At 34.7% G+C, this 25,178-nt stretch carries 21 protein-coding genes and 1 pseudogene; 8 read left to right on the forward strand and 14 right to left on the reverse strand.

Going from position 1 to position 25,178, the window contains the following annotated elements:
* Positions 1–141: 141 nt before the first annotated feature.
* From FLA105534_RS19075 to FLA105534_RS19090, 4 genes are all read right to left on the reverse strand, one after another.
* Complete coding sequence (locus FLA105534_RS19075; RefSeq protein ID WP_173967679.1) at positions 142–333, reverse strand: hypothetical protein; 192 nt, start codon at positions 331–333, stop codon at positions 142–144.
* A gap of 147 nt (positions 334–480) precedes the next feature.
* On the reverse strand, positions 481–945 hold the full coding sequence (locus tag FLA105534_RS19080; RefSeq protein WP_173967680.1) for an Mpo1 family 2-hydroxy fatty acid dioxygenase: 465 nt from the start codon (positions 943–945) through the stop codon (positions 481–483).
* 628 nt (positions 946–1,573) lie between these two features.
* Complete coding sequence (locus tag FLA105534_RS19085; RefSeq protein ID WP_173967682.1) at positions 1,574–2,821, reverse strand: TMEM143 family protein; 1,248 nt, start codon at positions 2,819–2,821, stop codon at positions 1,574–1,576.
* A 478-nt stretch (positions 2,822–3,299) separates the two neighbouring features.
* Positions 3,300–3,767, reverse strand: a complete 468-nt coding sequence (locus tag FLA105534_RS19090; RefSeq protein ID WP_173967683.1) for a hypothetical protein — start codon at positions 3,765–3,767, stop codon at positions 3,300–3,302.
* 576 nt (positions 3,768–4,343) lie between these two features.
* On the opposite strand from FLA105534_RS19090, the gene FLA105534_RS19095 reads away from it, so the two are divergent.
* On the forward strand, positions 4,344–4,556 hold the full coding sequence (locus FLA105534_RS19095) for a hypothetical protein (RefSeq protein WP_173967684.1): 213 nt from the start codon (positions 4,344–4,346) through the stop codon (positions 4,554–4,556).
* A 126-nt stretch (positions 4,557–4,682) separates the two neighbouring features.
* The gene (locus tag FLA105534_RS19100) at positions 4,683–6,212 is read left to right on the forward strand and encodes a SulP family inorganic anion transporter (protein WP_173967685.1); all 1,530 of its coding nucleotides are present in this window, start codon (positions 4,683–4,685) and stop codon (positions 6,210–6,212) included.
* 77 nt (positions 6,213–6,289) lie between these two features.
* Here FLA105534_RS19100 and FLA105534_RS19105 read toward each other — a convergent pair whose 3' ends face one another.
* The 10 genes and pseudogenes from FLA105534_RS19105 to miaB form a co-directional block, all read right to left on the reverse strand.
* Positions 6,290–7,489, reverse strand: coding sequence for an alkaline phosphatase family protein (locus FLA105534_RS19105; protein ID WP_173967686.1), 1,200 nt, complete (start codon positions 7,487–7,489; stop codon positions 6,290–6,292).
* A gap of 304 nt (positions 7,490–7,793) precedes the next feature.
* A complete protein-coding gene (gene groL / locus FLA105534_RS19110) occupies positions 7,794–9,422 on the reverse strand; it encodes a chaperonin GroEL (RefSeq protein WP_173967687.1) in 1,629 nt (542 codons plus the stop codon).
* Between the two features lie 127 nt (positions 9,423–9,549).
* A pseudogene (locus FLA105534_RS19115) lies at positions 9,550–9,906 on the reverse strand (four helix bundle protein).
* Positions 9,907–9,988: 82 nt separating this feature from the next.
* A complete protein-coding gene (locus FLA105534_RS19120) occupies positions 9,989–10,264 on the reverse strand; it encodes a co-chaperone GroES (RefSeq protein ID WP_012023920.1) in 276 nt (91 codons plus the stop codon).
* A 143-nt stretch (positions 10,265–10,407) separates the two neighbouring features.
* The gene (secG, locus tag FLA105534_RS19125) at positions 10,408–10,746 is read right to left on the reverse strand and encodes a preprotein translocase subunit SecG (protein ID WP_173967688.1); all 339 of its coding nucleotides are present in this window, start codon (positions 10,744–10,746) and stop codon (positions 10,408–10,410) included.
* 3 nt (positions 10,747–10,749) lie between these two features.
* Positions 10,750–12,069: a tetratricopeptide repeat protein gene (locus FLA105534_RS19130; RefSeq protein WP_173967689.1), complete on the reverse strand. Its 1,320-nt coding sequence runs from the start codon at positions 12,067–12,069 to the stop codon at positions 10,750–10,752.
* 102 nt (positions 12,070–12,171) lie between these two features.
* Complete coding sequence (locus FLA105534_RS19135) at positions 12,172–12,675, reverse strand: LptE family protein (RefSeq protein ID WP_173967690.1); 504 nt, start codon at positions 12,673–12,675, stop codon at positions 12,172–12,174.
* A 177-nt stretch (positions 12,676–12,852) separates the two neighbouring features.
* Complete coding sequence (locus FLA105534_RS19140) at positions 12,853–14,106, reverse strand: sigma-54 interaction domain-containing protein (protein WP_173967691.1); 1,254 nt, start codon at positions 14,104–14,106, stop codon at positions 12,853–12,855.
* A gap of 132 nt (positions 14,107–14,238) precedes the next feature.
* Positions 14,239–14,610, reverse strand: a complete 372-nt coding sequence (locus FLA105534_RS19145) for a GxxExxY protein (RefSeq protein WP_173967692.1) — start codon at positions 14,608–14,610, stop codon at positions 14,239–14,241.
* 87 nt (positions 14,611–14,697) lie between these two features.
* A complete protein-coding gene (miaB, locus tag FLA105534_RS19150; RefSeq protein ID WP_173967693.1) occupies positions 14,698–16,143 on the reverse strand; it encodes a tRNA (N6-isopentenyl adenosine(37)-C2)-methylthiotransferase MiaB in 1,446 nt (481 codons plus the stop codon).
* 318 nt (positions 16,144–16,461) lie between these two features.
* On the opposite strand from miaB, the gene topA reads away from it, so the two are divergent.
* From topA to porN, 6 genes are all read left to right on the forward strand, one after another.
* The gene (gene topA, locus FLA105534_RS19155) at positions 16,462–18,978 is read left to right on the forward strand and encodes a type I DNA topoisomerase (RefSeq protein ID WP_173967694.1); all 2,517 of its coding nucleotides are present in this window, start codon (positions 16,462–16,464) and stop codon (positions 18,976–18,978) included.
* A gap of 3 nt (positions 18,979–18,981) precedes the next feature.
* Positions 18,982–20,133 (forward strand): formimidoylglutamase, encoded by a 1,152-nt coding sequence (locus FLA105534_RS19160; protein WP_173967695.1) that lies wholly within the window; start codon positions 18,982–18,984, stop codon positions 20,131–20,133.
* A 263-nt stretch (positions 20,134–20,396) separates the two neighbouring features.
* Positions 20,397–21,800, forward strand: coding sequence for a T9SS ring complex lipoprotein PorK/GldK (gene porK / locus FLA105534_RS19165; protein WP_173967696.1), 1,404 nt, complete (start codon positions 20,397–20,399; stop codon positions 21,798–21,800).
* Between the two features lie 66 nt (positions 21,801–21,866).
* Positions 21,867–22,514, forward strand: a complete 648-nt coding sequence (porL, locus tag FLA105534_RS19170; RefSeq protein ID WP_173967697.1) for a type IX secretion system motor protein PorL/GldL — start codon at positions 21,867–21,869, stop codon at positions 22,512–22,514.
* 51 nt (positions 22,515–22,565) lie between these two features.
* Positions 22,566–24,107 (forward strand): type IX secretion system motor protein PorM/GldM, encoded by a 1,542-nt coding sequence (gene porM, locus FLA105534_RS19175; protein WP_173967698.1) that lies wholly within the window; start codon positions 22,566–22,568, stop codon positions 24,105–24,107.
* Between the two features lie 44 nt (positions 24,108–24,151).
* Entirely contained in the window at positions 24,152–25,141 is a 990-nt protein-coding gene (porN, locus tag FLA105534_RS19180; protein ID WP_173967719.1) for a type IX secretion system ring subunit PorN/GldN, read from the forward strand.
* Positions 25,142–25,178 lie beyond the last annotated feature (37 nt).

Raw genomic sequence — 25,178 nt, forward strand, 5'->3', positions numbered from 1 at the left:
ATGCATTCTCAAAATCAAATTCAAATGAGAAGATATAAAACAAAAAACAGTTGCAAGAGGGTTCTTGCAACTGTTTAATTAATTATTTTTATGTAATAATCTGTATCGCTTTTTTAGGACGAGACAATTTGTTAAAGGAGATTATTTTTCAGATCCCGCTTTTGGTTTTCTTGCCAGAATGTAAATTGAGACTAAAAAAACAATGATGTAAACTATCGCTAATGCGGGTTTCTCGAATTTTAGCTTTTCAAAGTCGAATTGTTTATAAATCGTTACTCCTAAAATGATTGCGACAACCAAAAAAGTAAACGATATTGATCTTTTTTTTTCCATTTTTTAAGGTTTTATAGGTATGTTTATTAGTATTCTTAGAATAGCGACAACTCTTCCGGCGGGTATGATTCCCAACAAAACAGGATGTAGCTGCTTTTAGATCTTAGCAGGTTTTTTGTTGATTTTTCCTTTTATTCCGGCAGAAAATTACTTTCTGGAAAATAAATTCTCTACCACCCAGGCAGGGCCAATCATTAAAAACTGAAGATCTTTTAGAAAAGAAGGTTTTTTTCCTTCGATATTATGTCCGTAGAACTGTCCGATCCAGGCAATCGCAAATACGCCGATGGAAAATATCCATAAAGGGAAAACCTGTCCGATATAAAAATTTACAACCAGGCAAATTGCTGATAAAACGGCAATCTTAAAGGCCATTGCTACTGATAAGCGAATGTAAAAAAGAAGTACAAAAACTAAAACAACAGCTGCCCAGTTTTCGATAACAGGAGCATTTAGTTTTAAAGTATCGGAAATGACATTGCTTGGAATACTCATTAATAAACCTACGATCGAAAAGTAAATAGCAGGTACGCAAACATAATGAATCGCCTTGTTTTTGGGGTTCTGATGACTTACTGCGTACTCATCAAACCATTGTTCTAATGTTCTCATTGTTTTGGATTTAGGATAGTAAATCTACTAAAATTTCCTTTAGTTTTATCTATTTTAAACTTTCGTAGAAAGGAATGTGGCTAATCTTCAGAAAAATACTGATGTAGGAGGGAATGGTAATTTAGCTGAAGACAATTCAGGGAATCCTTAAAGTGTAATAGAGTTTGTAATGATAAAGCAGATATAAAAATGGTTAGTATAAAAATTAAAGTTGCGTCATTTTAAAATTTCAATACTTCTTCGACTGCGAAAAAATGTTAAAATTTAGATTAAACACTCAAATAATAGAGCATATGTCTTATTTTGATAGTTTTATGGCTTTATTCGGTGTGCTATCCATTTTTTACTTATTAAATTTGACAAAATTTAAAGCAAATCTTGTTAAATAATCAAGTATGAGTGGGAAGAAAACTAAAAAAAAGAGAGTCATACAGGTTTATGTCACTTTACAACGCAAAGAAGATCAAACAGAGAAAGTAATAAACAAGTACAATTTTCATGAATATTTAGAGGTAAGAAATGATACTTTGGAAGATATAATCATAAAAGCAAGAATAATTTTTAGCGTACTTATTCTTCTCGCTTTTTTCGTTTCATTTATAACATTATTGATCATGAGAGTTATTGATTAATGACACTGAGAAGTTTCTTTCTGATTGTAATCAAAAACATTGTCCCACAGTGCGTCGATCGTACTGAGTGATTGATCTAGCGAAAGTACACTCCATTTTCCATTGGATTCAATACCAAGCCCCATATCTTTTAGTTTTAACAAAGCATCCTGAACATCAAAATCGAGGTCTGTATTTAGTTTTGTTGTAAACCATGATTCAATTTGAGTATCAAGTTCATTGGCGGTAATTGGGAATTCGGCTTTGAACAAAAATGTATAAGCCAGAATGGTTTCCTTTAACACCTCCTCTTCAGAAGAATTCAACAGCGAATAAAAAGCACCGCTGTTATTTCCAAGGTTTTTAAAATAAAGACTATCTGAAAGTATTTTGGAATATTTAATTTTCTTATTGACAAAGTTGCTGTATTGACGGAACAGATAAAGTGACAAAATGCCCAATGCTATTAAACCTTGGTTTAAAGAAGCTTTGCTGTTAAGTAAATCTATAGTTTCACCCGATTGATATGCTGCATACATACCGATCAAAGCAGGGATTACGGTTGTGCTTAAAAGTGAAATTCCACCTCCGATTCCGGGAACCCAAAAAAATAATTTATCTGTGGTAGACATTCTCGGAATGGCATTTGGAAATATGGTTTCGAGATCATTTTTAGGAACACGTTTAAAGATTTTTAAAGCGACTGACCCGGGTTCAATGGGCATTTTTCCCAATTTCACTTTCTTTTCTTTAATGTAATCCTCTTCGCTGTAATGGAGATAAATTAAGACACGATCATAATATTCGATTTCAATTTCTTTTTTCCAGAAAAAATATTTCTTAATCTTTTCTTTTGCTTTATGATGTCCCCGTACGTATAATTCGTAATCTTTAAAGGCATTAAAATCAATTGAAAGTTTTAAACCAATTAAGTCTGAATCTTCAAAAGCTTTGTCTAGTGTTTCCTGATCTATTCGGTGATAATTTCCCTGTTCTAAAACCGTAAGCAATGTTTTTTTGAAAATGGTGAAATCGCTTTTTCCTCTAAAACTTTTACGTTCTTTTGGACTCAAATCCGGATCAAACTGAGCATAGTTTTGTTTTAGATTTCGGTTAAGATTAAAAGATTCGTAATGAAAATAATGCTCAATAATATCGAACAGTTTTTTGAAATCATCAACTTTTTTCGAATCGTCAGCAAAGGTGCTAAGCTGTTGTTCCAGTAAGAATTCTTTGTTAAAAGGAATATAATGTTCTCGTGTCATAGAGATTTAGGGCTTTGTTTTTTAAGGCTCAAAGATACATAGGTTCAAAGTGATTTTGTTTTGATCATCATAGAGTTTTTTGGAGTTTGTTGTTGTTTTATATTCAACGAGGAAGAAATCTTTGCCGTTAACTAATATAAACTGAAGCAGGCGTAACAATTGAAGAAACATAATCAAAAAAAGTGAGACTTTTAATCGTTGGCATCGATTAGAAATCTCACTTAATTGTTCCAAAAAAAATGACATCAATTCATAATCTTCCCTTAGGAAAACTATAGTTTTAAATAAAAATTATTTACGGCAATTTTACCACTTAATAAAGATCTGACACCCCGTATTTATACCTGTTTTTAGGTTTTTTTTGCCACAATAATGCAAGCGTGAAAAGGTTGGTTTTCGCTTTGATAATGAGGTTTTTATTTTTTTTTAAAAGGATCCTCGACTTTGTAGTGCAGCTGAAGTAGAATTTTGTTTGATACTATTTTTGCTCAGTTTTTTTTAATTCTATTATTTTACTGATGTATTGTATCAGGTTTTCTTTCTCTACCGAAAAGGGGGCTTTTTCGTTTTCTGTACGCAGATACAAATCGGCGATACTTTGGGCATCCATATTTTTGTTTAGGTAATGGTATTCGGTATACTTTATAATGCTTTCTACAAAAAGTTCCTGTAGCTTACCTTTTTCTATAGTTTCTTCGTCTCCATTTTTTATTTTTTCTATTTCAGATTCTGGTAAATCAATGGTGAGGTAAGTAGTATTTACAGCCACATTAGAGAGCATTTCTTCTGTCGCTTTTCCTGAGGCATTGCAATAGGCACAGGGGCCTGGTGCCCATTTTAATTGATTGTTTAAACGTTTTATATCTTCCCAATCTACAAAACCTTTTCCGAGACATCTTGGGCATCTGGAATTTGATTTTTTAAACAGAAAATTAAAAAGAGTCATTTTTTAAAATTTGGTTAAGGTTTTACAGTCTCACGAAGATAATTTATTTATGTAAGAAAAATATCTTTAAAGCAGATTGTTTTTTGAGATTGTAAACATTTTAATAATAGAGAAAATATCAGATTTTTACTCTACAATAGGCCCCGTTTTTAAGTGCAGAAATTTGAGCAGAGAACCTGTAAGTCAGATGTTTTATATTGTTGTTTGTTCTTTAAAAAAATGTGGGATAATAGAATATTTTTATCAAGAGCAGAATCGAATTCAGAAAGTTTTGTTTAAATTTATGCACCTCAAATTTAAAGAGAATCTACAAGTTAAAGTAACCGGAGTTAAGAGCCGGGATTGCCTATAGAGCATTGCGTCTAAGATTTTTTTTTTAAAGCCAGTATTAAAATATTTTTAATGTTCGTGTAACAGAAATTGTGAACGAACATCTAAGTATAGGGTATCCTCATTAAGAAGCCCCTGGGTTATTTTAGATTCGGAATTTCTCATAATCCATTTTAGTAAGGATTTATAATTCAGCGTAGTTCTGTAATTCGTTGATTATTTCATGTATCATTAAAGTAGAAAAATATGGTTGTTGAAGTTTTTAAAACAAATGTGCAAAAAGAGGCAGATAAAAACTATGTCATTGCCGTTATTCAAACCCAGTTTCCCGATTATAAAATCAACTTTGATTTAGAAGATTGCGATAAAATATTGCGTATAGAAGGTATTGATCTGCAGCCTGACAATATTATCGATTATGTAAATTGTCTTGGATATACTTGTGTAAAATTAGAATAATTAAACTATGATAAATTTTATTGTTTTTTGCTTTTTACTGTTAGTGAAACAGTTTTAAGATTCGGTTTTAGAATAGGAAAGCTTTCTTTAATATATGTGCACATTATTTTTTAAATTTGTGTTCTTATGAAAAAAAAGTCTTCTCTTTTTGATTTCACTCAAAAAGTCAATTACAAAAACGAAATTTTAGCGGGATTAACAGTTGCTATGACCATGATTCCTGAATCATTATCGTTTGCAATTCTAGCCGGTTTTCCACCTTTGGTGGGATTGTATGCTGCTTTTATTGCGGGTTTGGTTACCTCTGTTTTTGGAGGAAGACCTGGAATGATTTCGGGTGGGGCAGGAGCGACCGTTATTGTTTTAATCGCTTTAATGAAATCGCACGGTATAGAATATGTTTTTGCAGCCGTCGCGCTTGGAGGTATCGTTCAGATCTGTGTTGGTCTTTTTAAGCTCGGAAAATTTATCAGACTGGTACCACAGCCAGTCATGTATGGTTTTGTAAACGGACTCGCGGTAGTAATTTTTATGTCACAGCTGGAACAATTTAAAACCGTTGTGAATGGACGAACTATTTGGCTACAGGGATCTCCGCTTTATATTATGCTGTGCTTAGTTCTACTTACGATTGGAGTGGTAGTGCTTTTTTCGAAGATAACAAAAACAGTCCCTGCTTCTTTGGTGGCTATTATGGTCGTATTTGCAATCGTACTAATCTTTAATATTGAGACCAAAACGATTCAGGATATTGCTTCTGTACAGGGAGGATTTCCTCCTTTTCATATCCCGAATATTCCACTTTCTTTTGAAACTTTAAAAATTATATTTCCGTATTCGGTAATTGTTGCAGCAGTTGGTTTAACAGAAGGTTTATTGACTTTGAACCTTGTTGATGAGATAACAGGTACAAAAGGTAATAGTAATAGAGAGTGTATTGCTCAGGGGAGTTCAAATATAGTGAATGGCTTCTTTTTTGGGATGGGCGGATGTCCAATGATTGCACAGACGCTGATCAATCTTTCTGCCGGTTCGAGAGCGCGACTTTCGGGAATAATCGCTTCTTTGACTATTTTATTAATCATTCTTTTTGGAGCGCCTGTAATTGGGAAATTACCAATGGCTGCTTTAGTAGGGGTTATGATGATGGTGGCAATTAAAACTTTTGAATGGACAAGTTTTAAAATTATAAATAAAATGCCCAAACACGATATTTTTGTTGGAATTCTGGTGGCGGTAATTACAATTTTATTGCACAATTTGGCTTTGGCGGTTTTGATTGGGGTGATTATTTCGGCTCTGGTTTTTGCGTGGGAAAGTGCCAAAAGAATTCGTGCCAGACATTATATTGATGAGGCAGGAATAAAACATTACGAAATTTACGGACCCTTATTTTTTGGTTCGATTGCTGCTTTTGTAGAGAAATTTGATGTTGCAAATGATCCTGACTATGTAATTATTGATTTTAAAGAAAGCCGAATTGCAGATATGTCAGCTATTGAAGCATTAAATAATTTGACGAAAAAGTACAGTCAGTTAAATAAAGTGATCGAATTGAAACATTTAAGTGAAGATTGTGTTGTTTTACTTAAGAATGCCAAAGCTGTTATTGATGTAAATGTAATTGAAGATACAACGTACAAAGTAGTCTCTTAATTAGATAATGTGGCAATTAGAAAAATTATGCGTAACGTATGGCAATTATCTAATTACCTAATTGCCACATTTCCGAATTATTTAAGCATGCTGCTGACTTCACTAAACTTTCCGTCGACTTCATCAATTTGCAAACCTAGGATGTGAGCAATTAAAGGATATACCGAAACATTCTGAAATGATCCTACTGTTTTATTTACTTTAAAAGCCGGGCCTTTTGCATAAAAAATGGCCTGCATGTCTTTCTCTTTGTTGTCATAACCATGCGTACCTCCGTTTACATCCTGAGAGGATTTTTTTACCAAACTGTAACTTTTTTTGGCTTCAATTACAAAATCATGGACTCTTGGATTAGTTCCGTAGTGCAGTCTTTTTGGAACCTCATTGGATTTCCAGAATTTAATATGAGGTACTTTCTTTAATGCATTTGTGATGGAGTCCTGAAAGCCCGGTTTTGCCTGTAAACTCATAATTGGATTAATCACGGCTTTGTAGCCCAGCCATTCGGGCTTCAGATAATCCAGAACCGCTACTTTTTTATCATTACTAATATTGGCCATTCCGTGATCTGAAACAATAATGAGATTGATTTGTTTTCCAATTGATAACTGATCCAGTTTAGAAGATAATCGCCCCATAAGCGTATCCATTTTTCTGATTGCTTTTTCATTTTCAAGAGAAAGCGGGCCAAACTTATGTCCGGTATGATCAGGTTCATCAAAATACAGGCTGATAAAATGCGGACGTTCTTTTTCAGGAAGCTGAAGCCATTTGATTACAGTATCGATTCGGGTTTCGTAAGGAATTTTGTCATCGTATTTTTTATAAATACCAGGTCTTTTCTGATCGGTATCTGAACCTGGCCAGAAAAAAGAAGCAGTCTTTATGCCCTGTTTTTCAGCAACATTCCAAATGGGATTTCCGCCATAAAATCGGGAATCATTTTTGGCATTTGTTGACAACGAGAAAGATTCGTTTAAAGCTGCATCATAAAAAACATTATTAATAATTCCGTGATGATCGGGATAAAGTCCGGTTACTATCGCATAATGATTAGGGAAGGTTTTACTTGGGTAAGAAGGTCGCATTGATTTGGCATGAACGCCCTGTTTTGCTATTTTATCGAGATTTTGAAGTTTAAAATGTTTGGCATAATCCCAACGAAATCCATCCATAGAAACTAAAATCACATAAGTATCTTTATTGGATTGAGCATTTAAAATAAAAGAAAGCGAGAAGAAAAGTACGGATAGGAGAGTGGTAAAATGCTTTTTCATTGTTGTAATTATTGAGTTACAAAGTTATTAATAACCATTTTCATCCGCAAAAACAGAATGTTAAACAATCATAAAGTAAAAATTGTTTGCCACGAATTACACGAATTTTCACGAATGCTATATCTGAAAGAGGTTGCCACAGATTAAAAGGATTAAATAGATTAATCTGTGAAAACCTTTTAGTTTGCGACAAAGAAAATATTCGTAAAGATTAGAAAAAACAATTCGTGAAAATTCGTGTAATTCATGGCAAAAAAAAACGCCAGATTAATATCCGGCGTTTTAAGTTTTAAAGAAAGAACGATTACATCATTCCTGGCATACCGCCACCCATTGGCATTCCGCCAGCGTTTTCTTCTTTAATATCGATTAATGCACACTCGGTAGTTAAGATCATTCCAGAAACTGAAGCAGCATTTTCTAATGCAACACGAGTTACTTTTTTAGGATCGATAATACCTGCTTTAAGCATGTCTACATATTCATCAGTTTTTGCGTTGTAACCAAAGTCACCAGAACCTTCACCTACTTTTGCTACTACTACAGAACCTTCAAGACCTGCATTTTCAACAATAGTTCTTAATGGAGATTCAACAGCGCGAGCTACAATTTGAATTCCGGTTGCCTCATCAGCATTATCCGCTTTAAGGTCAGCCAAAGCAGCTTTTGCTCTTAATAAAGCTACACCACCACCAGCAACAATTCCTTCTTCAACAGCAGCACGTGTTGCGTGTAACGCATCATCAACTCTGTCTTTTTTCTCTTTCATTTCAACTTCAGAAGCAGCACCAACATAAAGAACAGCAACACCACCAGCTAATTTAGCCAAACGCTCTTGCAATTTTTCTTTATCATAATCAGATGTAGTAGCCTCCATTTGACCTTTAATTTGGTTTACTCTGTTTTTGATGATATCAGCTTCACCAGCACCACTTACAATGGTTGTGTTGTCTTTATCGATAGAAACTCTTTTTGCAGTTCCTAACATTTCGATCGTTGTATTTTCTAGTGTATAACCTCTTTCTTCAGAAATTACAGTTCCACCAGTTAAGATTGCGATGTCTTCTAACATTGCTTTTCTTCTGTCACCAAAACCTGGAGCCTTTACAGCAGCGATTTTAAGAGCACCTCTTAATTTGTTTACTACTAATGTAGACAGAGCTTCTCCGTCAACATCTTCAGCAATAATTAATAATGGTTTTCCTGATTGAGCAACTGGTTCTAAAACAGGTAGTAATTCTTTTAAAGAAGATACTTTTTTGTCGTATAATAAGATGTATGGAGAGTCTAATTCAACTTCCATTTTTTCTGGATTTGTTACGAAGTAAGGAGAAAGATATCCTCTGTCAAATTGCATACCTTCCACAACATCTACAAATGTATCAGTTCCTTTAGCTTCTTCAACAGTAATAACTCCTTCTTTACCCACTTTTGCAAATGCAGTAGCGATTAGTTCCCCAATCACTTCGTCATTGTTTGCAGAGATAGAAGCAATTTGTTTGATTTTATCAGAATCACTTCCTACTACTTTTGCTTGTTTTGCAAGATCAGCAACGATTGCTTCAACCGCTTTATCGATACCACGTTTCAAATCCATTGGATTTGCTCCTGCTGCAACGTTTTTAAGGCCTTCTTTTACGATTGCCTGAGCTAAAACTGTAGCAGTTGTAGTCCCGTCACCCGCTAAATCATTGGTTTTAGAAGCTACTTCTTTAACCATTTGTGCGCCCATGTTTTCTAATGGGTCTTTTAATTCGATTTCTTTTGCAACCGAAACACCATCTTTAGTAACGGTTGGTCCACCAAATGATTTTCCGATAATTACGTTACGACCTTTTGGTCCAAGAGTTACTTTTACAGCATTTGCTAATGCATCAACACCACGTTTTAATCCGTCACGTGCTTCAATATCAAATTTTATATCTTTTGCCATTTTTTATTATTGCTTTAGGCAGTAGGCTTTACGCTTTTCTACTGCTGAATTAATATTTGTTTTTGCTTTAAGCTTTAGGCTTTAGGCTTTAGGCTTTTTTGGAAGCTTAGGGCTTATTGCTTACAGCCTACGGCTTAATTAGTATTTGCTTTAATTTGTAAATTTTGCTTTTTATATTATTGATTTTCTCGATTAGATTTTCTGCAACTTCATTGTTCAGATATTGCAGGTCTTTAATTAAAATCAAAAGATATTCGGTTTCATTTGCAGAACCCAAAGCTATGTTGAGAAATTGATTGAACTCTTTGTCGCTATTTCTTCCACATCCTTCACTAATATTAGTTGGAATTTATGAAGAGGCTCTTCTTATTTGACTTGTTAATCCATAAAGTTCTTCTTTTGGAAAAGTAGAAGTTATTTTATAAATCTCTAAGGTGAAAGAATGACTTAGCTGCCAAATGTCATATTTTTTAAAATCTCTCATTTTTTTGTAGCTTTAAGCTTTAGGCAATATGCTTTAAGCTTTCTGAAAAGCCTACAGCTTAAAGCTTATAGCTTACAGCAATTTAGATAATTGCAAGGATATCATCCTCACGCATAATCAAATAATCAGTTCCTTCCAGTTTTAATTCTGTTCCTGCGTATTTACCATAAAGAACAGTATCGCCCACTTTTACAGTCATTGTATGATCTTTTGATCCGTTTCCTACTGCAACTACAGTTCCTTTTTGTGGTTTTTCTTTGGCAGTATCTGGTATAAAGATTCCTGATGCAGTTTTAGTTTCAGCTGCAACAGGCTCAATAAGTACGCGGTCTGAAAGCGGTTTTATGTTTAAAGCCATGATTTTATTATATTATTAGGTTATACGTTTTTTAATGTTCTAGAAACTTTCAGAAACTGTGCCATGCTCATAAAACTGACATTATTTCTTAAAAAAAATGCCAGCTTTGACAGGCTGGCATTTTATATTGATATTGCAAATTATTATTTTGCTGCAGGTGTTGCCGGAGCAGGTGTTTGTTGAGCTGGAGCAGCTGGTGTAGCAGCAGGCGCTTCAGTTTTTTCAATGATTTTAGACTCACCGTCACTTAATGATCCTGTGAAACTTAAGCTTGAAAGCAAAATTAAAGCAATCAAAATAGTAGCCAATGTCCAAGTACTTTTGTCTAAAAAGTCAGTTGTTTTTTGTACTCCACCTAACATTTGAGTTCCGCTAATTGTAGAAGACAATCCGCCTCCTTTAGGGTTTTGTACCATGATTACTACGATCAATAGAAAGCAAACTATTGTGATTAAAACTAAAAAAATTGAAAATGTGCTCATTGTTTAAATATTATTGTTATTTTGTTGTAAAATCTTTATATCCGAAATACGGTCTGCAAAGAAACTAATTTTTTCTGGATATTTCAAAATTAATATTTCATATGCTTGTATTGCTTTTGTATATTTTTTTTGTTCTAAATATACTCTGGCTAAAGTCTCTGTCATTAAGTAAGAATTATCTTCCTTGTTTAAGTCAGATTGAACTGTTTGCGTTATTGCAGTCTGTTTGATAGGAGAGATTTTTGGATTGGTTTCGATGAATTTATCGATTAATTCCGCTTTTTTCTTTTTCTCTTCGTCAATTGTTTCAGTTTCAATTTTTGATTCGGTTACTTTTTCAGCCTGTTTTATTTCGGGTGAGGTTTCATCAGTTCTGTCAATAGGTTCCGTTCTGGATAATTGCAGCCATTCTTGAAAAGAATGTTTTTCATTAACAGAAAAATCTAAAGGCTGTCCTATTTCCAGATTTTCTTCTGCAACTTTTACACTCTCCGGAACTTCAACTTCTTTTAGTTCTTCAACTGCTTTAGGCTGTTCAGGAACAACTGTTGTTGCTTCTTTTATAGAATTTAAAATCGATTGCTCAATTGGATTAATTTTTACTTGCGGAATTTCTTCCTCTACGATTTCATCGAAAAAGGTTGGTGTTGGTTCTTTAGCCGGTGGTAATATAGGTTGTTCTATCGCTAAATTTGCTTCTGGCTGTTCCGTTTTTATGGGTTCTTCTACAGTTATTGGAGCGGCTTTTATAGGAGTGACAGAAACGGGTTGTTCGACAACAACTTCAACAGGTTTTTCTTCTGTTTTTACGGGTTCTTCAAAAGTTACTGCTGCGATTTCTTTTACAGCATCTAGAATAGATTGCTCAATGAAGGGTTTTACAGGTTCTTCTTCTATTTTTATCGGTTTTTCAAAAGTTACTGTTGCGGCTTCTTTTATAGAGTCCAGAATAGATTGTTCGATTGGATCAATTCTGATCTCAGTTGTTTTTTTTATTTCTTCAAATGAAACAATTTCACTGTCAAAAACTTTAATTTCCAGTAGGTCTCTTAGTTTTTTGTCGTAATATTCGCTTTGAATAGAGGTAAAAGCCTCAGAAGTAATAAAATCAAATAAAACGGTACGATCCGTAGTATGTGCTGCCGTAACTTTTAGGGCATAATTATACTTAAAGCTGTTTTGATCGTAAAGTCCTTTCAAGCGCAATGCTCTTGCACTTTGAAAATATGGGAACTCATTCAAAACACTTCCTAATGCATCTGCCTGCTTTTCTGTAATAGCATCAGGCTTGTTCATTAAGTAGGTATAATCCGTTACATTCATTTATTCTTTTATTTAATCGGTTAACTGTTTAATCGTTTTAATTGTTTGACTGTTTAATCGGTTGAACGGTTAAAGTTTTTAACGATTAAACAAATAAGTAAACTACCATTTTGCTAATGACTCATTGAAAATATCTTGGGTGATTCTTTCAAAAATAACCTGTAATGCTGTATTCAGAGTGGTTCCGGTAGGCAGTCCCTGTCCTTCGAAATCATAGTAGAATTCAAATGTTCTTTCGAAATCATCTTTTTCTTTCTTTTTGTTTGTGAATCTAACATTTACACGAACAGTCAAACGGTTTTGAGAAGCTCCCTGATTGGCAGTTGCTGTCATTGGAGTAGTTCTGTAATCTATAATTTCTCCTTCGTAAACTAAATCTCCACTATTGCTGACTAAGTTTAAATTGGTTTGATTTTGAATCAAATCCTGTAACGTTAAGGTAAAAGTTCTGTCGATTCCCGGTTCAATTAAATCAGCATTATTCTGAAAAAAGTTAACCTGAAAAGTTTTGGCATCGATGTTTCCTGTTCCCGTAAAGTTGTAAACCGAACAACCGCTTAACAGGAACAAGCTCATTAAGGCTAGTAAAGAATATATTTTTTTCATAATATCAATTGGGGTAAAATCCAATGTTTTAAATTCCAAATACCAAATTCCAATTTTTGGGAAACTCTATTTTTTTCAAATATAACAATTTGGATTTGAGCGCTAGCGAACTGGCGAAGCAATTTGGAGTTTATTTTTTAGATTCAGTTTTTAAACTTGGAATTTAAAATTTATTTGTTATAAATCGAATTGTTTAATTTTTCTGTACAAAGTTCGTTCGGAAATTCCTAATTCATCCGCCGCAGCTTTTCGTTTCCCTTTGTTTTTTTCTAATGACTTTTTGATCATTTCGATTTCTTTCTGTTCCAAACGTAAAACCTCTTCTTCTTCGATGGTTTCTGCAAACAAATAATTGTCATCCTGCATTTGATAATTTTCTTCGCGTGCAGTAGGGGTCATTACAGCGGTTCTTGGTTCTTCTTCAAAATCAATTTCGCTTTCGTTTTCCTGAGAGCCGTATATTTTCTGAATTAAATTCGGATTGATATCCTGCACTTTTGTGCCGTTTTTCATTAATTCTAAAGTAAGTTTCTTTAAATCATTCAGGTCACTTTTCATATCAAAAAGTACCTTGTACAAGATGTCTCTTTCGGTACTGAAATCACTTTCCTTTTTGTTTTCGTTAATAACAGAAGGCAAGTTACTTCCTTCGGTTGGCAAATACGATTGTAAAGTAGCTAATGAAATATCACGATTGGTTTCCAGAACCGAAATCTGTTCTGCCACATTTCGCAATTGACGAATGTTTCCGTTCCATCTGAACTTTTGAAGAAGCTGTACAGCATCATCGTCCAGCTTTAATGGAGGCATTTTGTATTTGTGTGCAAAGTCGGCTACAAATTTTCTAAACAATAAATGAATGTCATCGTTTCTTTCACGCAATGGAGGTAAAGTAATCTCTACGGTCGTCAAACGATAGTATAAATCCTCACGGAACTTTCCTTTTTCGATTGCATTGAACAAATTGACGTTTGTAGCGGCTACAATTCGAACATTGGTTTTTTGAACCTGTGATGAACCTACTTTGATAAATTCGCCATTTTCAAGTACACGAAGCAAACGAACCTGGGTGGTTAAAGGTAATTCTCCAACTTCATCCAGGAAAATAGTTCCGCCATCGGCTACTTCAAAATAACCTTCACGTGTGCTTGTAGCGCCTGTAAAAGCTCCTTTTTCGTGACCAAAAAGCTCACTGTCGATTGTTCCCTCCGGAATTGCTCCGCAGTTTACAGCAATATATTTTCCGTGTTTTCTGTGTGAAAGCGAATGGATGATTCTTGGAATATTTTCTTTACCTACACCACTTTCCCCGGTTACCATTACCGAAATATCAGTAGGCGCAACCTGAATGGCTTTCTCAATAGCACGATTTAGTTTAGGATCGTTTCCGATAATCTCAAATCGCTGTTTTATTGCTTGAACTGTTTCCATGTATGTTTTTGTTTCAAGTTTTATTTGTTTCAGGTTTCAGTCTATTGAATGGATTAGAGTATTAAAACCACAAATAATATTTTATCATTTGCCACGAATTTCACAAATTTTCACGAATTTTTTGAAATCGGGTTAATGAATAACTCTTTTATGTTGTAGTGACTTTTTATTAAAGTTAACAATAATTCCTAAATCACTATCAGCTAGTCTTAAATAATTAATTGTTTGAGCTGTGTATTCGTCTATAATATCTTTTGATGCTTTTACTTCTAAAATAATTTCATCATAAATAACAAAATCAGCATAGAACTTATGTGCTAAAACAATGTCTTTGTATTTAATGCTATATTCTTTTTCACGTTGAAAGGGAATATTGTGTTTTTTAAATTCATATTCTAAAGCATCTTTGTAAACAATTTCAAGCAGGCCTCCGCCAAGGATTCTATGAATTTCCATGCAAATGCCAACTATTTTAAAATATTCTTCCTTTCTATATAATTCCATCTTTGTCTTCTTATACAAACATATTGAATTATTAACTAAAGTAGGAAAATTAGTGTGAATTAGTGAGATTTGTGGCTAAAAAAAACTTTAATTCATTGCACTCAATCCAACCGCTTTACCTTTTAAAGTTCCACTAGTACAGCTTGTGATTTTTACGTTTACAAAATCTCCGATTTTATAATTTTCTTTAGGGAAAACTACCGTAATACTTTGTGAATTTCTTCCTGAGAATTCTTCAGTTGATTTTTTAGAGACTTTCTCGACTAAGACTTCAACCGTTTGTCCTACGAATTCTTCACTGCGAAACCAGGCATGCTTTTGTTGTAAGTCGACAATTTCCTGTAATCTTCTGGCTTTGGTTTCTTCAGCAACATCATCTTCCATTTTTCTTCCGGCCAAAGTTCCCGGACGCTCAGAGTAGGAGTACATATAACCAAAATTATACTTCACATATTCCATCAAACTCATGGTGTCCTGATGATCTTGTTCGGTTTCTGTAGGAAAACCGGCGATCATATCTTGTGAAATCGATGCGTTCGGAATAATTGCTCTGATTTTATCAATCAAAGTCATGTATTCTTCACGAGTGTGCAAACGATTCATTTCTTTTAAAATTCTGTTACTTCCCGATTGAACCGGTAAGTGAATGTGTTTGCAAATATTAGGATGTTTCGCAATAACGTGCAATACACTTTCATGCATGTCCTGCGGATTAGATGTCGAAAAACGGATACGCATTTTTGGAAAACCGACGGCTACCATCTCCAGTAATTGATCGAAATCAACTGCTGTTGCTTTCTGCATTTCAGAAGCATTTACGAAATCCTTTTTTAAGCCGCCGCCGTACCAAAGGTAACTGTCGACATTTTGACCTAATAACGTTATTTCTTTAAAGCCTTTGTCCCATAAGTCCTGAATTTCATTCATGATACTCTGAGGTTCACGACTGCGTTCACGCCCGCGTGTAAAAGGTACAACGCAAAACGTGCACATATTATCACAGCCACGGGTGATGGAAACCAGAGCAGTAATACCGTTACTCATTAAACGAACGGGTGAAATGTCTCCGTAAGTTTCTTCTTTTGATAAAATAACATTGATGGCATCGCGTCCTTCCTCAACTTCTGCTAATAAATTCGGAAGATCTTTGTAGGCATCAGGTCCAACAACAAGATCAACTATCTTTTCTTCCTCTAAAAACTGACTTTTTAAACGCTCGGCCATACAGCCCAAAACGCCTACTTTCATTTTCGGATTGATACGTTTTACCGCATTATATTTTTCCAGACGCTTGCGAATAGTTTGTTCTGCCTTATCTCGAATCGAGCAGGTATTTACCAAGACTAAATCAGCGTCTTCAAGAGTTTGTGTAGTGTTAAAACCGTTTTTAGATAAGATGGAAGCTACAATTTCACTGTCCGAAAAATTCATCGCACAACCGTAACTTTCAATAAAAAGTTTTTTAGTATTCTCAGGTTTATTTTCCAAAACGAGGCTTTCGCCTTGTTTGCTTTCCTCAATAATCTTTTCCATTGTATAATTTCAAAGTGCAAAGATAAGGTAAATGCCGTGAATCTGACAAGATGGCAGAGAAAAGATTTTAGATTTATGATTTTGTAATTTGTGGGATGTGACCTGTGAGTTGTGAGCTGTACTTTGTGATCTGAAATCTGAAATCTACAATCTAAAATCTCAAATCAACAATATAAAATCTACACCTATATATGTATGAAGAGAGATTACAGATAAATCTGCAATTTTAGGAAACATAATACTAAAATAACTCAAAAATGAGTTCGCGGGGCAGATATTTAAAAAAAATAGATACTTTTGTTGCAGAAAAATAGAGCAATGGCAAAGAATTTAGTAATAGTGGAGTCACCTGCAAAGGCGAAAACGATAGAGAAATTTTTGGGAAGTGATTTTCAGGTAGAGTCAAGTTATGGGCACATAGCCGACTTACCATCAAAGGAAATAGGGGTGGATGTTGAGAATGGTTTTAAACCTAAATATGAAGTTTCTCCGGATAAAAAAGCCCTGGTAAGTAAACTGAAAACACTATCTAAGAATGCCGAAATGGTTTGGTTAGCGAGCGATGAGGACCGCGAGGGGGAGGCTATTTCATGGCACCTGGCGGAAGAATTGAAACTAGATACTAAAAAAACGAAAAGAATTGTTTTTCACGAAATTACTAAGACTGCAATTCTTAAAGCAATCGATAATCCGAGAGAAATTGATTATAATCTGGTAAACGCACAACAGGCACGTCGTGTTTTGGATCGTTTGGTAGGTTACGAATTGTCTCCGGTATTGTGGAGGAAAATTAAAGGAGGTTTATCTGCAGGTCGTGTACAATCTGTTTCTGTACGTTTGATTGTAGAGCGTGAACGTGAAATTCAAAACTTTAATGCAGTTGCAACTTATTCTATTGTTGCAGAATTTGTAAATGAGGCTGGTAAAGCTTTTAAAGCGAAATTGCCAAAGAACTTCAATACTAAAAAAGAAGCCGAAGATTTTTTAAATAAAAACATCGGATCTCAATATCAGGTAGCCGATTTAGAAACTAAACCTACCAAAAAATCACCAACAGCACCTTTTACAACTTCAACGCTGCAACAGGAAGCAGCAAGAAAATTGTATTTACCGGTTGGAATCACCATGCAGTTAGCACAACGTTTGTACGAAGCCGGATTGATCACTTATATGAGAACCGATAGTGTGAACCTTTCTACTGAAGCGATGAATGCTGCTGAAGCTGAAATTATAAAATCATACGGAAAAGAATTTTCTAAGCCGAGAACTTTTGCGAACAAAAATAAAGGAGCACAAGAGGCGCATGAGGCTATTCGCCCTACTGATATGTCACGTCACACTGTGAACATCGATCGTGATCAGGCTCGTTTGTATGATTTGATCTGGAAGAGAACCCTGGCTTCACAAATGAGTGATGCGCAATTGGAAAGAACAAATGTAAAAATCGAGGCGAACAATCACGATGAAATTTTTACAGCTTCCGGAGAAGTTTTACTTTTTGAAGGATTCTTAAAAGTGTACCTGGAAGGACACGATGATGATGAAGAAGAACAGGAAGGAATGTTACCGGCCTTAAAAGTAAACGAAAAATTAGCGAACAACTATATTACTGCAACCGAAAGATATTCAAGACCTCCGGCACGTTATACAGAAGCTTCCTTGGTAAAAAAATTAGAGGAATTAGGAATTGGACGCCCGTCTACCTATGCACCAACAATTTCTACCATCATTAACAGAAATTATGTTGAAAAGGGAACCCTGGAAGGTCAGGAGCGTAATTATACCCAATTGACATTGCAAAATAGTAAAGTTGGAGAGAAACTGTTGAAAGAAAATACAGGTTCGGACAAAGGGAAATTAGTTCCAACAGATATCGGAACAATTGTTACTGATTTCTTAGTGAAAAATTTCGGAAACATTCTGGATTATAATTTTACAGCAAAAGTAGAACAGGATTTTGATGAAATTGCTGAAGGAAATATCGATTGGGCTACCATGATGCAGGAGTTTTACAATAAATTTCACCCAAATGTAAAAGAAGTTGAGGCTAATGCTGAACGTGAAAGTGGGGAGAGAATTTTAGGAAAAGATGCTGACGGAAGACAAGTTTCAGTTCGTTTAGGAAAATTTGGTCCAATGGCTCAGATTGGAGAAGCGGATGATGAGGATAAAAAGTTTGCCAGCTTAATGGCAGATCAGAATATTGGAAGTATTACACTGGAAGATGCTTTGAATTTGTTTTTACTTCCTAAAAGTTTAGGAGAGTATAAAGGAGAAGAAGTTGAAGTAAATAATGGTCGTTATGGTCCTTATGTACGTCACGGAAGTGTTTTTATTTCGTTACCAAGAGGAGAAGATCCTCTAAGTCTTTCTAAAGAGAGAGCTCAGGAATTGATCGATGAAAAAGCACTTGCTGATGCGCCAATTGCGGTGTATAAAGGAGAGTCGGTTCAAAAAGGAGTTGGTCGTTTTGGTCCGTTTATCAAATGGAATGGTCTTTTTGTAAATGTGAGTAAGAAATATAATTTTGATAATTTATCTCAGGCAGATATTGAAGAATTGATTGAAGATAAATTGCAAAAGAATATCGATAAAGTACTTCATAATTGGGAAGAAGAAGGAATTTTGGTTGAAAAAGCCCGTTGGGGTCGCTCTGTGATTACAAAGGGGAAAATCAAAATTGAATTGAGTAAAGATGTTGATGCTACAAAATTAACATTGGCCGAAGTTCAGGAAATGATTGCAAAAAAAACACCGGCTAAAAAGACACCGGCTAAAAAAACAACAACTGCAAAGAAAGCTCCGGCTAAAAAACCGGCTGCAAAAAAGAAATAAAGAATGGAATTTGATTTTTTAGAACCGGTTAACGAAGGGATTTTAAAATTCATTAGTTCGTTGTCTTCACAAGAGCTGGGTAGTAAAATAGTTTTGCATACTCAAGATCAGTTTCCGGATATTAGCAAAATAACTATTGCAATCATTGGTGTCTTGGAAGACCGTCGCAATGATGATGCTGTGAATGTGGTTAATTTGAATGCGGTTCGTAAAAGACTTTATAGCATGTTTCCTGGTAACTGGGATGCTTCGATTGCGGATTTGGGAGATATTCTCGCTGGTGATTCTGTTGCGGATACTTATTTTGCTTTGAAAAAAGTGACTTCTGCCTTAATAAAGAATAAAGTAATTCCTATAGTCGTTGGGGGTTCACAGGATTTGACTTATGCTTTGTATCGTGCTTATGATGATTTGGAGCAAATGGTAAACATGGTTGCAGTGGATAATAAGTTTGATTTTGGTAAAGAAAACGAAACGGTTTCGGCTAATTCTTATTTGACCCAAATTATTATCGATGAACCTAACAATCTTTTTAACTACTGTAATATAGGTTATCAAACCTATTACAATTCACAGGAAGAAATTGATCTGATCGAAAAGCTATTCTTTGATGCGTATCGTTTGGGGGAAATTTCAAATAATATCGCATTGGCGGAGCCTGTTTTCAGGGATGCTGATTTGGTTAGTATTGATTTGAATTCGGTAAAATCATCAGCTTCAGGAAACATGATTTCATTTGAGCCAAACGGTTTCAACGGAAAAGAAATATGTTCATTGGCCAGATATGCCGGAATTAGTGATAAAGTTTCCTGCTTTGGAATTTTTAATCATAATAGTACAGCACCAGAATCGGCTATTATTGCACAAATAGTGTGGTATTTTATCGAAGGATATCACTACCGATCGAAGGAATACCCTTTTGGTAGTAGAGCAACGTATTTAAAATATATTGTTCCTCTGGAAGATGAAGAGTTGATTTTTTATAAAAGTGACAAAACGGACCGTTGGTGGATCGAAATTCCGTTCGAATCAAATGGCCACAATAAATTAAAAAGAAATACGTTATTACCGTGTTCATACGACGAGTATCTTTCTGCTTGCAATCAGGAATTGCCGGAAAGATGGTGGAAAGCACAACGAAAAAATGCGTTATAAAATGAAATTTCAGCAGAAATCTTAATTTTTTAGTACTTTAAGAATACTGTTAAATGATATTAGTAGGAAAATAAACGCAAGGCTTTTAAAAATGCGTTTTACGTCGATTTTTTGTGTTAGTTTATCGATGAAATATTTTTTTTTTATTTTATTTAACATTATTTTTGAACGGTAAAATAAATTTCGCAACTAGTATTGTTTTTTAGATAAATAATAAATACGTTTACGGACTTATAATAATGAATAGATAATCCCAAATTTATATGAAGAAGTTTATTGCATTTGCAACAATGTTAACACTGGTAATTGGCTGTGGTAAGTCAGGTGACAAAGGTGAGTTAGTTGGTGTTACAGGAGGTAAATGGCATCCTGAGAAGCCTTATGGAATGGCATTAGTTCCTGGTGGATCTTTTATTATGGGTAAATCAGATGCTGATTTAGCTAATGTGGAGGATGCTCCTACTAGAACGGTAACAGTTCGTGCATTTTATATGGATGAAACTGAGATCACCAATAGTGAGTACCGTCAATTTGTAGAGTGGGTAAAAGATTCTACAATGAGAGTTCGTTTAGCAATCTTGGCTGATATGACCGGGCAAAAACCTGCTGGAGACTCTAAAGGTAAAAAAGGCGGCAGTATTGCTGATTATGCATTTAATGATTCAGATCCGGAGAAAATGACGGCTTATGATAAATATATGTATGATAACTACTATAGCGTAGGAACGAAAGATGATCCGTATGCAGGTAGAAAATTAAACAAAAAAGTTAAGTTAATTAAAGATACAAAAGCTTACCCGGACGAGTACTATACTGAGGTAATGGATTCTATGTATTTACCAATTGAAGAGTCTTACAATGGCTTAAGAACAATTGATGTAAACAAATTGAAATTCCGTTATTCTTGGATGGACATTCAGGCTGCAGCAAAAGCTAAAGTTGGAAAAAGAAAAGACTTCGTTAAAACCGAACAAGTAAGTGTATATCCTGATACAACAGTTTGGATTAAAGATTTTGCTTATTCTTATAATGAGCCAATGCATAATGATTATTTCTGGCATAAAGCTTATGGAGACTATCCGGTAGTGGGTGTAACCTGGAAACAGGCAAAAGCATTCTGTGCATGGAGAACTTTGAACAAAAACAGTTATATTAAATCTAAGAAAAAAGGACGTGACTTAGTAAATTCTTTCAGATTGCCAACAGAGGCAGAGTGGGAGTATGCTGCAAGAGGGGGTCTGGAATCAGCTACTTATCCTTGGGGAGGTCCTTACACTAAGAGTGACAGAGGTTGTTTCTTAGCAAACTTCAAACCAAGTAGAGGAGATTATGCTGCCGATGAGGCGTTATATACAGTTGAAGCTAAATCTTACGAAGTTAATGGTTATGGTTTATATAACATGGCCGGAAACGTTTCTGAGTGGACTGATTCAGCTTATAATCCAAATGCATACGAATATGTTTCTACAATGAATCCAAACGTAATTGACGGAAACAATCAAAGAAAAGTTGTTCGTGGAGGTTCTTGGAAAGACGTTGCTTATTTCCTACAGGTAAGTACACGTGATCACGAATATGCTGATTCTGCAAGAAGTTATATTGGTTTCAGAACTGTACAAGATTACATGGGAACTCAGGCAACAGGAAGCGGAAAAAAAAGAAAGTAAATAATTAAAATCAAATTCAATAACCAAATCAAATCTATTTTAAATTAAAACCTAAAAAAAAGTATTATGGCATTATTAAGTAAAAAAGCAATGAATTTCGCTTATGGTATGGGAGCGGCAGTAGTAATTATTGGAGCTTTATTCAAAATTACTCACTTTGAAATTGGACCATTAACTGGAACTGTGATGTTATCTATCGGATTGGTAACTGAGGCGGTAATCTTTGCTCTTTCTGCTTTCGAACCAGTTGAGGACGAATTAGACTGGACTCTTGTTTACCCTGAGTTAGCAAATGGTCAGGCTAGAAAAAAAGCTGACAAAGTTGAAACTACATCTGATGCCCAAGGATTGTTGTCTCAAAAATTAGATGCAATGTTGAAAGAAGCTAAAATTGACGGAGAGTTAATGTCAAGCTTAGGAAACAGCATCAAAAATTTCGAAGGAGCTGCAAAAGCAATTTCTCCAACAGTAGATTCTATTGCAGGACAAAAGAAATATGCTGAAGAAATGTCTATGGCTGCTGCACAAATGGAATCATTAAACAGCTTATACAAAGTACAATTAGAAAGTGCTTCAAGAAATGCACAAGCAAACAGCGAAATTGCTGAAAATGCTTCTAAATTAAAAGAACAAATGCAATCTATGACTGCAAACATTGCTTCATTAAACAGTGTTTACGGTGGTATGCTTTCTGCAATGAGTAACAAAGGATAATTAGTTTTTGACTATTATATTAAATTTATTAATAAGAACTAATTAGAAAAAATGGCAGGAGGAAAATTAACCCCTAGACAGAAGATGATTAACCTGATGTATCTGGTTTTCATCGCAATGTTAGCAATGAACGTATCAAAAGAAGTTATATCTGCTTTTGGTTTGATGAATGAAAAATTTGAAGATGCAAACACTTCTTCAGTTACTACAAATGCAGGTTTATTAACAGCTTTGGATCAAAAAGCTGCTGAAGCAAAAGGAGAATTCGCTATTGCTGCTGCAACTGCCCATAAAGTTGAAGCAATAACAAAAGATTTTTACAGTTTTATCGGAGGTTTAAAAACTCAGGCTGTAAAAGGATTTGAAGTAGATAAAGAAACCGGAAAAATGCCTTATGAGTCTATGGACAGAGGTGATAACATCGACGACTGGTTTACAGGAGACGGTTATACTAAAAAAGGGAATGAAATTATCGCTAAAATCGAGAAATACAAATCAGATATTAAAGCTGCTTTAGGTACAGACAAAAAATATGCTGATATTATTTCAGAAGTAGAGAAAAAATTTGATGTTTCTGATGTGAAAAACAAAGACGGTATCAAAGAAAAGTATTTGGCATACCACTTTAAAGGATTTCCTGCAATTGCTTCTGCTGCAAAACTTTCAGCTTGGCAAAATGACGTTCAAAAAGTTGAAGCTGACGTTTACAACCGTGCTTTAGGAAAAGCTGCTGTTGCTGCTGCTTCTTATAGTAACTATCAGGCAATTGTTGTTTTAGACAAAAATGCTTACTTCCAAGGTGAAAAAGTTACTGGTAAGGTAGTTTTAGGACGTTACGACGAAAACACAAAACCAACTTCATTCCAGGGTCCTGGACAAATTGTTAACGGACAAGCGGTTATTTCGTTAACTGCCGGAGGTGTTGGAGAGCAAAGTATTAATGGACAATTTACTTTCTTAGAAGATGGTAAAAACATTCCACTTAAATTTGCCGGAAAATATGTTGTAGTACCAAGACCAAACTCTGCTACAATCTCTGCTGATAAAATGAATGTAGTATATAGAGGAGTTGTTAACCCAATCTCTGTATCATTCGCAGGTGTTGATGCTAACAAAATTGTTGCAAGTGCACCTGGATTAGTTTCAGCTGGTAAACCAGGGAAATATAATATGAACCCAGGTTCAGGTACTGAAGCTACAATTTCTGTTACTGGTACATTGCCAAACGGAGATAAAGTTACAGATAAGAAAACATTCAGAATTAAAGGTATTCCTGGACCAACAGGAACAATCAGAGGAGAAATGGGTGTTGTTAAAGGACCTAAATCTAACTTAGAGATTGCTACTATTGGTGCTAAATTACTTGATTTTGATTTTGAAGTTGGTTTAGATGTTGTTGGATTTAATTTAAAAATTGCCGGACAGCCTACAGTTGTTGTTAATGGTAATAGATTAAATGCACAATGTAAATCAGTTCTTGCAAGAGCTGGAAAAGGAGACCAGGTTACTATTTCTGAAATTAAAACTAAACTTGTTGGAGCTGGTAGTTATTTATTGCCAAGAACTGCTCCGGTAATTTACGAAATACAATAATAAAGTAGGTAAAACTACATTCAATATCTTATAATGATATCATGATGAAAGTAAGAAATTTTTTAATAGCTATTGTTTCTATCGCTGGAGGTTTTTCTTCCTATGCACAATCGAATTTGCTTAATGCAAAAACACCGGCTCAGATAGGACTTAAGACTCCTGCGCAACTTATTTCTGATAACGATAAGCCTTTGGCTTACGGTTATGTAGATGATAGAGATATCTTAATGGGAAAAACTACTTGGGAAATTATTGATTTAAATGAAAAAATCAACTTTCCAATGTACTTTCCGGTTGATACAGCTAATATTGGTTCTGACAGACGTTCACTTTATGACGTTTTGACGAAAGCTGTTAAAAACGGCAAAATAACTGAAGTGTACAGCGACAGTTATTTCAATACTAAAAAATCTTTGAAAGATATTCAGGGTGCATTATCTCGTATTGATACAACAGATGCAGGTAGAGAATTAATCAACCAATATCCGGACGACTACAAAACACGTGTTGTGAAGAAAAAAGTTGTTACCGGTACAGGTAAGAAAAAAGTTGTTTCTTATGTTGATGAAACTGTTGGGCCAACAAGATCGGTACCAGCTGAGTATATCCTGAAACAAGACTTAACTGCTGCAGATGTTACACAGTATAAAATTAAAGGATACTGGTATTTTGACAAACGTCAAAGCGAATTGAAATATCGTTTGCTTGGAATTTGTCCAGTAACTCCGGATGTTTACACTATGAATAGTGACGAAAAAGATTATATTGAGTTGTTTTGGGTTTTCTTCCCTAACGCCAGAGAGGCGCTACACGAAGCAAAAGCATTCAACGATAATAACTCTGCACTTCCAATTTCATTTGATCAGATCTTAAATTCAAGACGTTTTAATGCTGTTGTTTATAAAGAAGAAAACTTGTACGGAGATCGTGAGATTAAAGATTACATGAAAGACAACGCACAAAACCAATTGTTAGAATCTGAAAGAGTAAAAGAGAAGATTCGTAACTTCGAGCAAGATATGTGGAACTACTAAGTATCTGAATAACAATATATCAAAAACTCTTACTACA

The sequence above is a fragment of the Flavobacterium collinsii genome, assembly GCF_902804485.1.
Lineage (GTDB): Bacteria > Bacteroidota > Bacteroidia > Flavobacteriales > Flavobacteriaceae > Flavobacterium > Flavobacterium collinsii.

Bases quoted from the DNA above. Each gene is read 5' to 3' on its own strand.
- FLA105534_RS19105 (WP_173967686.1), bottom strand. From the start codon at position 7,489: ATGAAAAAGCATTTTACCACTCTCCTATCCGTACTTTTCTTCTCGCTT.
- secG (WP_173967688.1), bottom strand. From the start codon at position 10,746: ATGAGCACATTTTCAATTTTTTTAGTTTTAATCACAATAGTTTGCTTT.
- porN (WP_173967719.1), top strand. From the start codon at position 24,152: ATGAAAGTAAGAAATTTTTTAATAGCTATTGTTTCTATCGCTGGAGGT.
- FLA105534_RS19095 (WP_173967684.1), top strand. From the start codon at position 4,344: ATGGTTGTTGAAGTTTTTAAAACAAATGTGCAAAAAGAGGCAGATAAA.
- FLA105534_RS19100 (WP_173967685.1), top strand. From the start codon at position 4,683: ATGAAAAAAAAGTCTTCTCTTTTTGATTTCACTCAAAAAGTCAATTAC.
- FLA105534_RS19145 (WP_173967692.1), bottom strand. From the start codon at position 14,610: ATGGAATTATATAGAAAGGAAGAATATTTTAAAATAGTTGGCATTTGC.
- FLA105534_RS19080 (WP_173967680.1), bottom strand. From the start codon at position 945: ATGAGAACATTAGAACAATGGTTTGATGAGTACGCAGTAAGTCATCAG.
- FLA105534_RS19135 (WP_173967690.1), bottom strand. From the start codon at position 12,675: ATGAAAAAAATATATTCTTTACTAGCCTTAATGAGCTTGTTCCTGTTA.
- porL (WP_173967697.1), top strand. From the start codon at position 21,867: ATGGCATTATTAAGTAAAAAAGCAATGAATTTCGCTTATGGTATGGGA.
- FLA105534_RS19140 (WP_173967691.1), bottom strand. From the start codon at position 14,106: ATGGAAACAGTTCAAGCAATAAAACAGCGATTTGAGATTATCGGAAAC.
- FLA105534_RS19075 (WP_173967679.1), bottom strand. From the start codon at position 333: ATGGAAAAAAAAAGATCAATATCGTTTACTTTTTTGGTTGTCGCAATC.
- FLA105534_RS19085 (WP_173967682.1), bottom strand. From the start codon at position 2,821: ATGACACGAGAACATTATATTCCTTTTAACAAAGAATTCTTACTGGAA.
- topA (WP_173967694.1), top strand. From the start codon at position 16,462: ATGGCAAAGAATTTAGTAATAGTGGAGTCACCTGCAAAGGCGAAAACG.
- porK (WP_173967696.1), top strand. From the start codon at position 20,397: ATGAAGAAGTTTATTGCATTTGCAACAATGTTAACACTGGTAATTGGC.
- FLA105534_RS19090 (WP_173967683.1), bottom strand. From the start codon at position 3,767: ATGACTCTTTTTAATTTTCTGTTTAAAAAATCAAATTCCAGATGCCCA.
- FLA105534_RS19160 (WP_173967695.1), top strand. From the start codon at position 18,982: ATGGAATTTGATTTTTTAGAACCGGTTAACGAAGGGATTTTAAAATTC.
- FLA105534_RS19120 (WP_012023920.1), bottom strand. From the start codon at position 10,264: ATGGCTTTAAACATAAAACCGCTTTCAGACCGCGTACTTATTGAGCCT.
- groL (WP_173967687.1), bottom strand. From the start codon at position 9,422: ATGGCAAAAGATATAAAATTTGATATTGAAGCACGTGACGGATTAAAA.
- miaB (WP_173967693.1), bottom strand. From the start codon at position 16,143: ATGGAAAAGATTATTGAGGAAAGCAAACAAGGCGAAAGCCTCGTTTTG.
- porM (WP_173967698.1), top strand. From the start codon at position 22,566: ATGGCAGGAGGAAAATTAACCCCTAGACAGAAGATGATTAACCTGATG.
- FLA105534_RS19130 (WP_173967689.1), bottom strand. From the start codon at position 12,069: ATGAATGTAACGGATTATACCTACTTAATGAACAAGCCTGATGCTATT.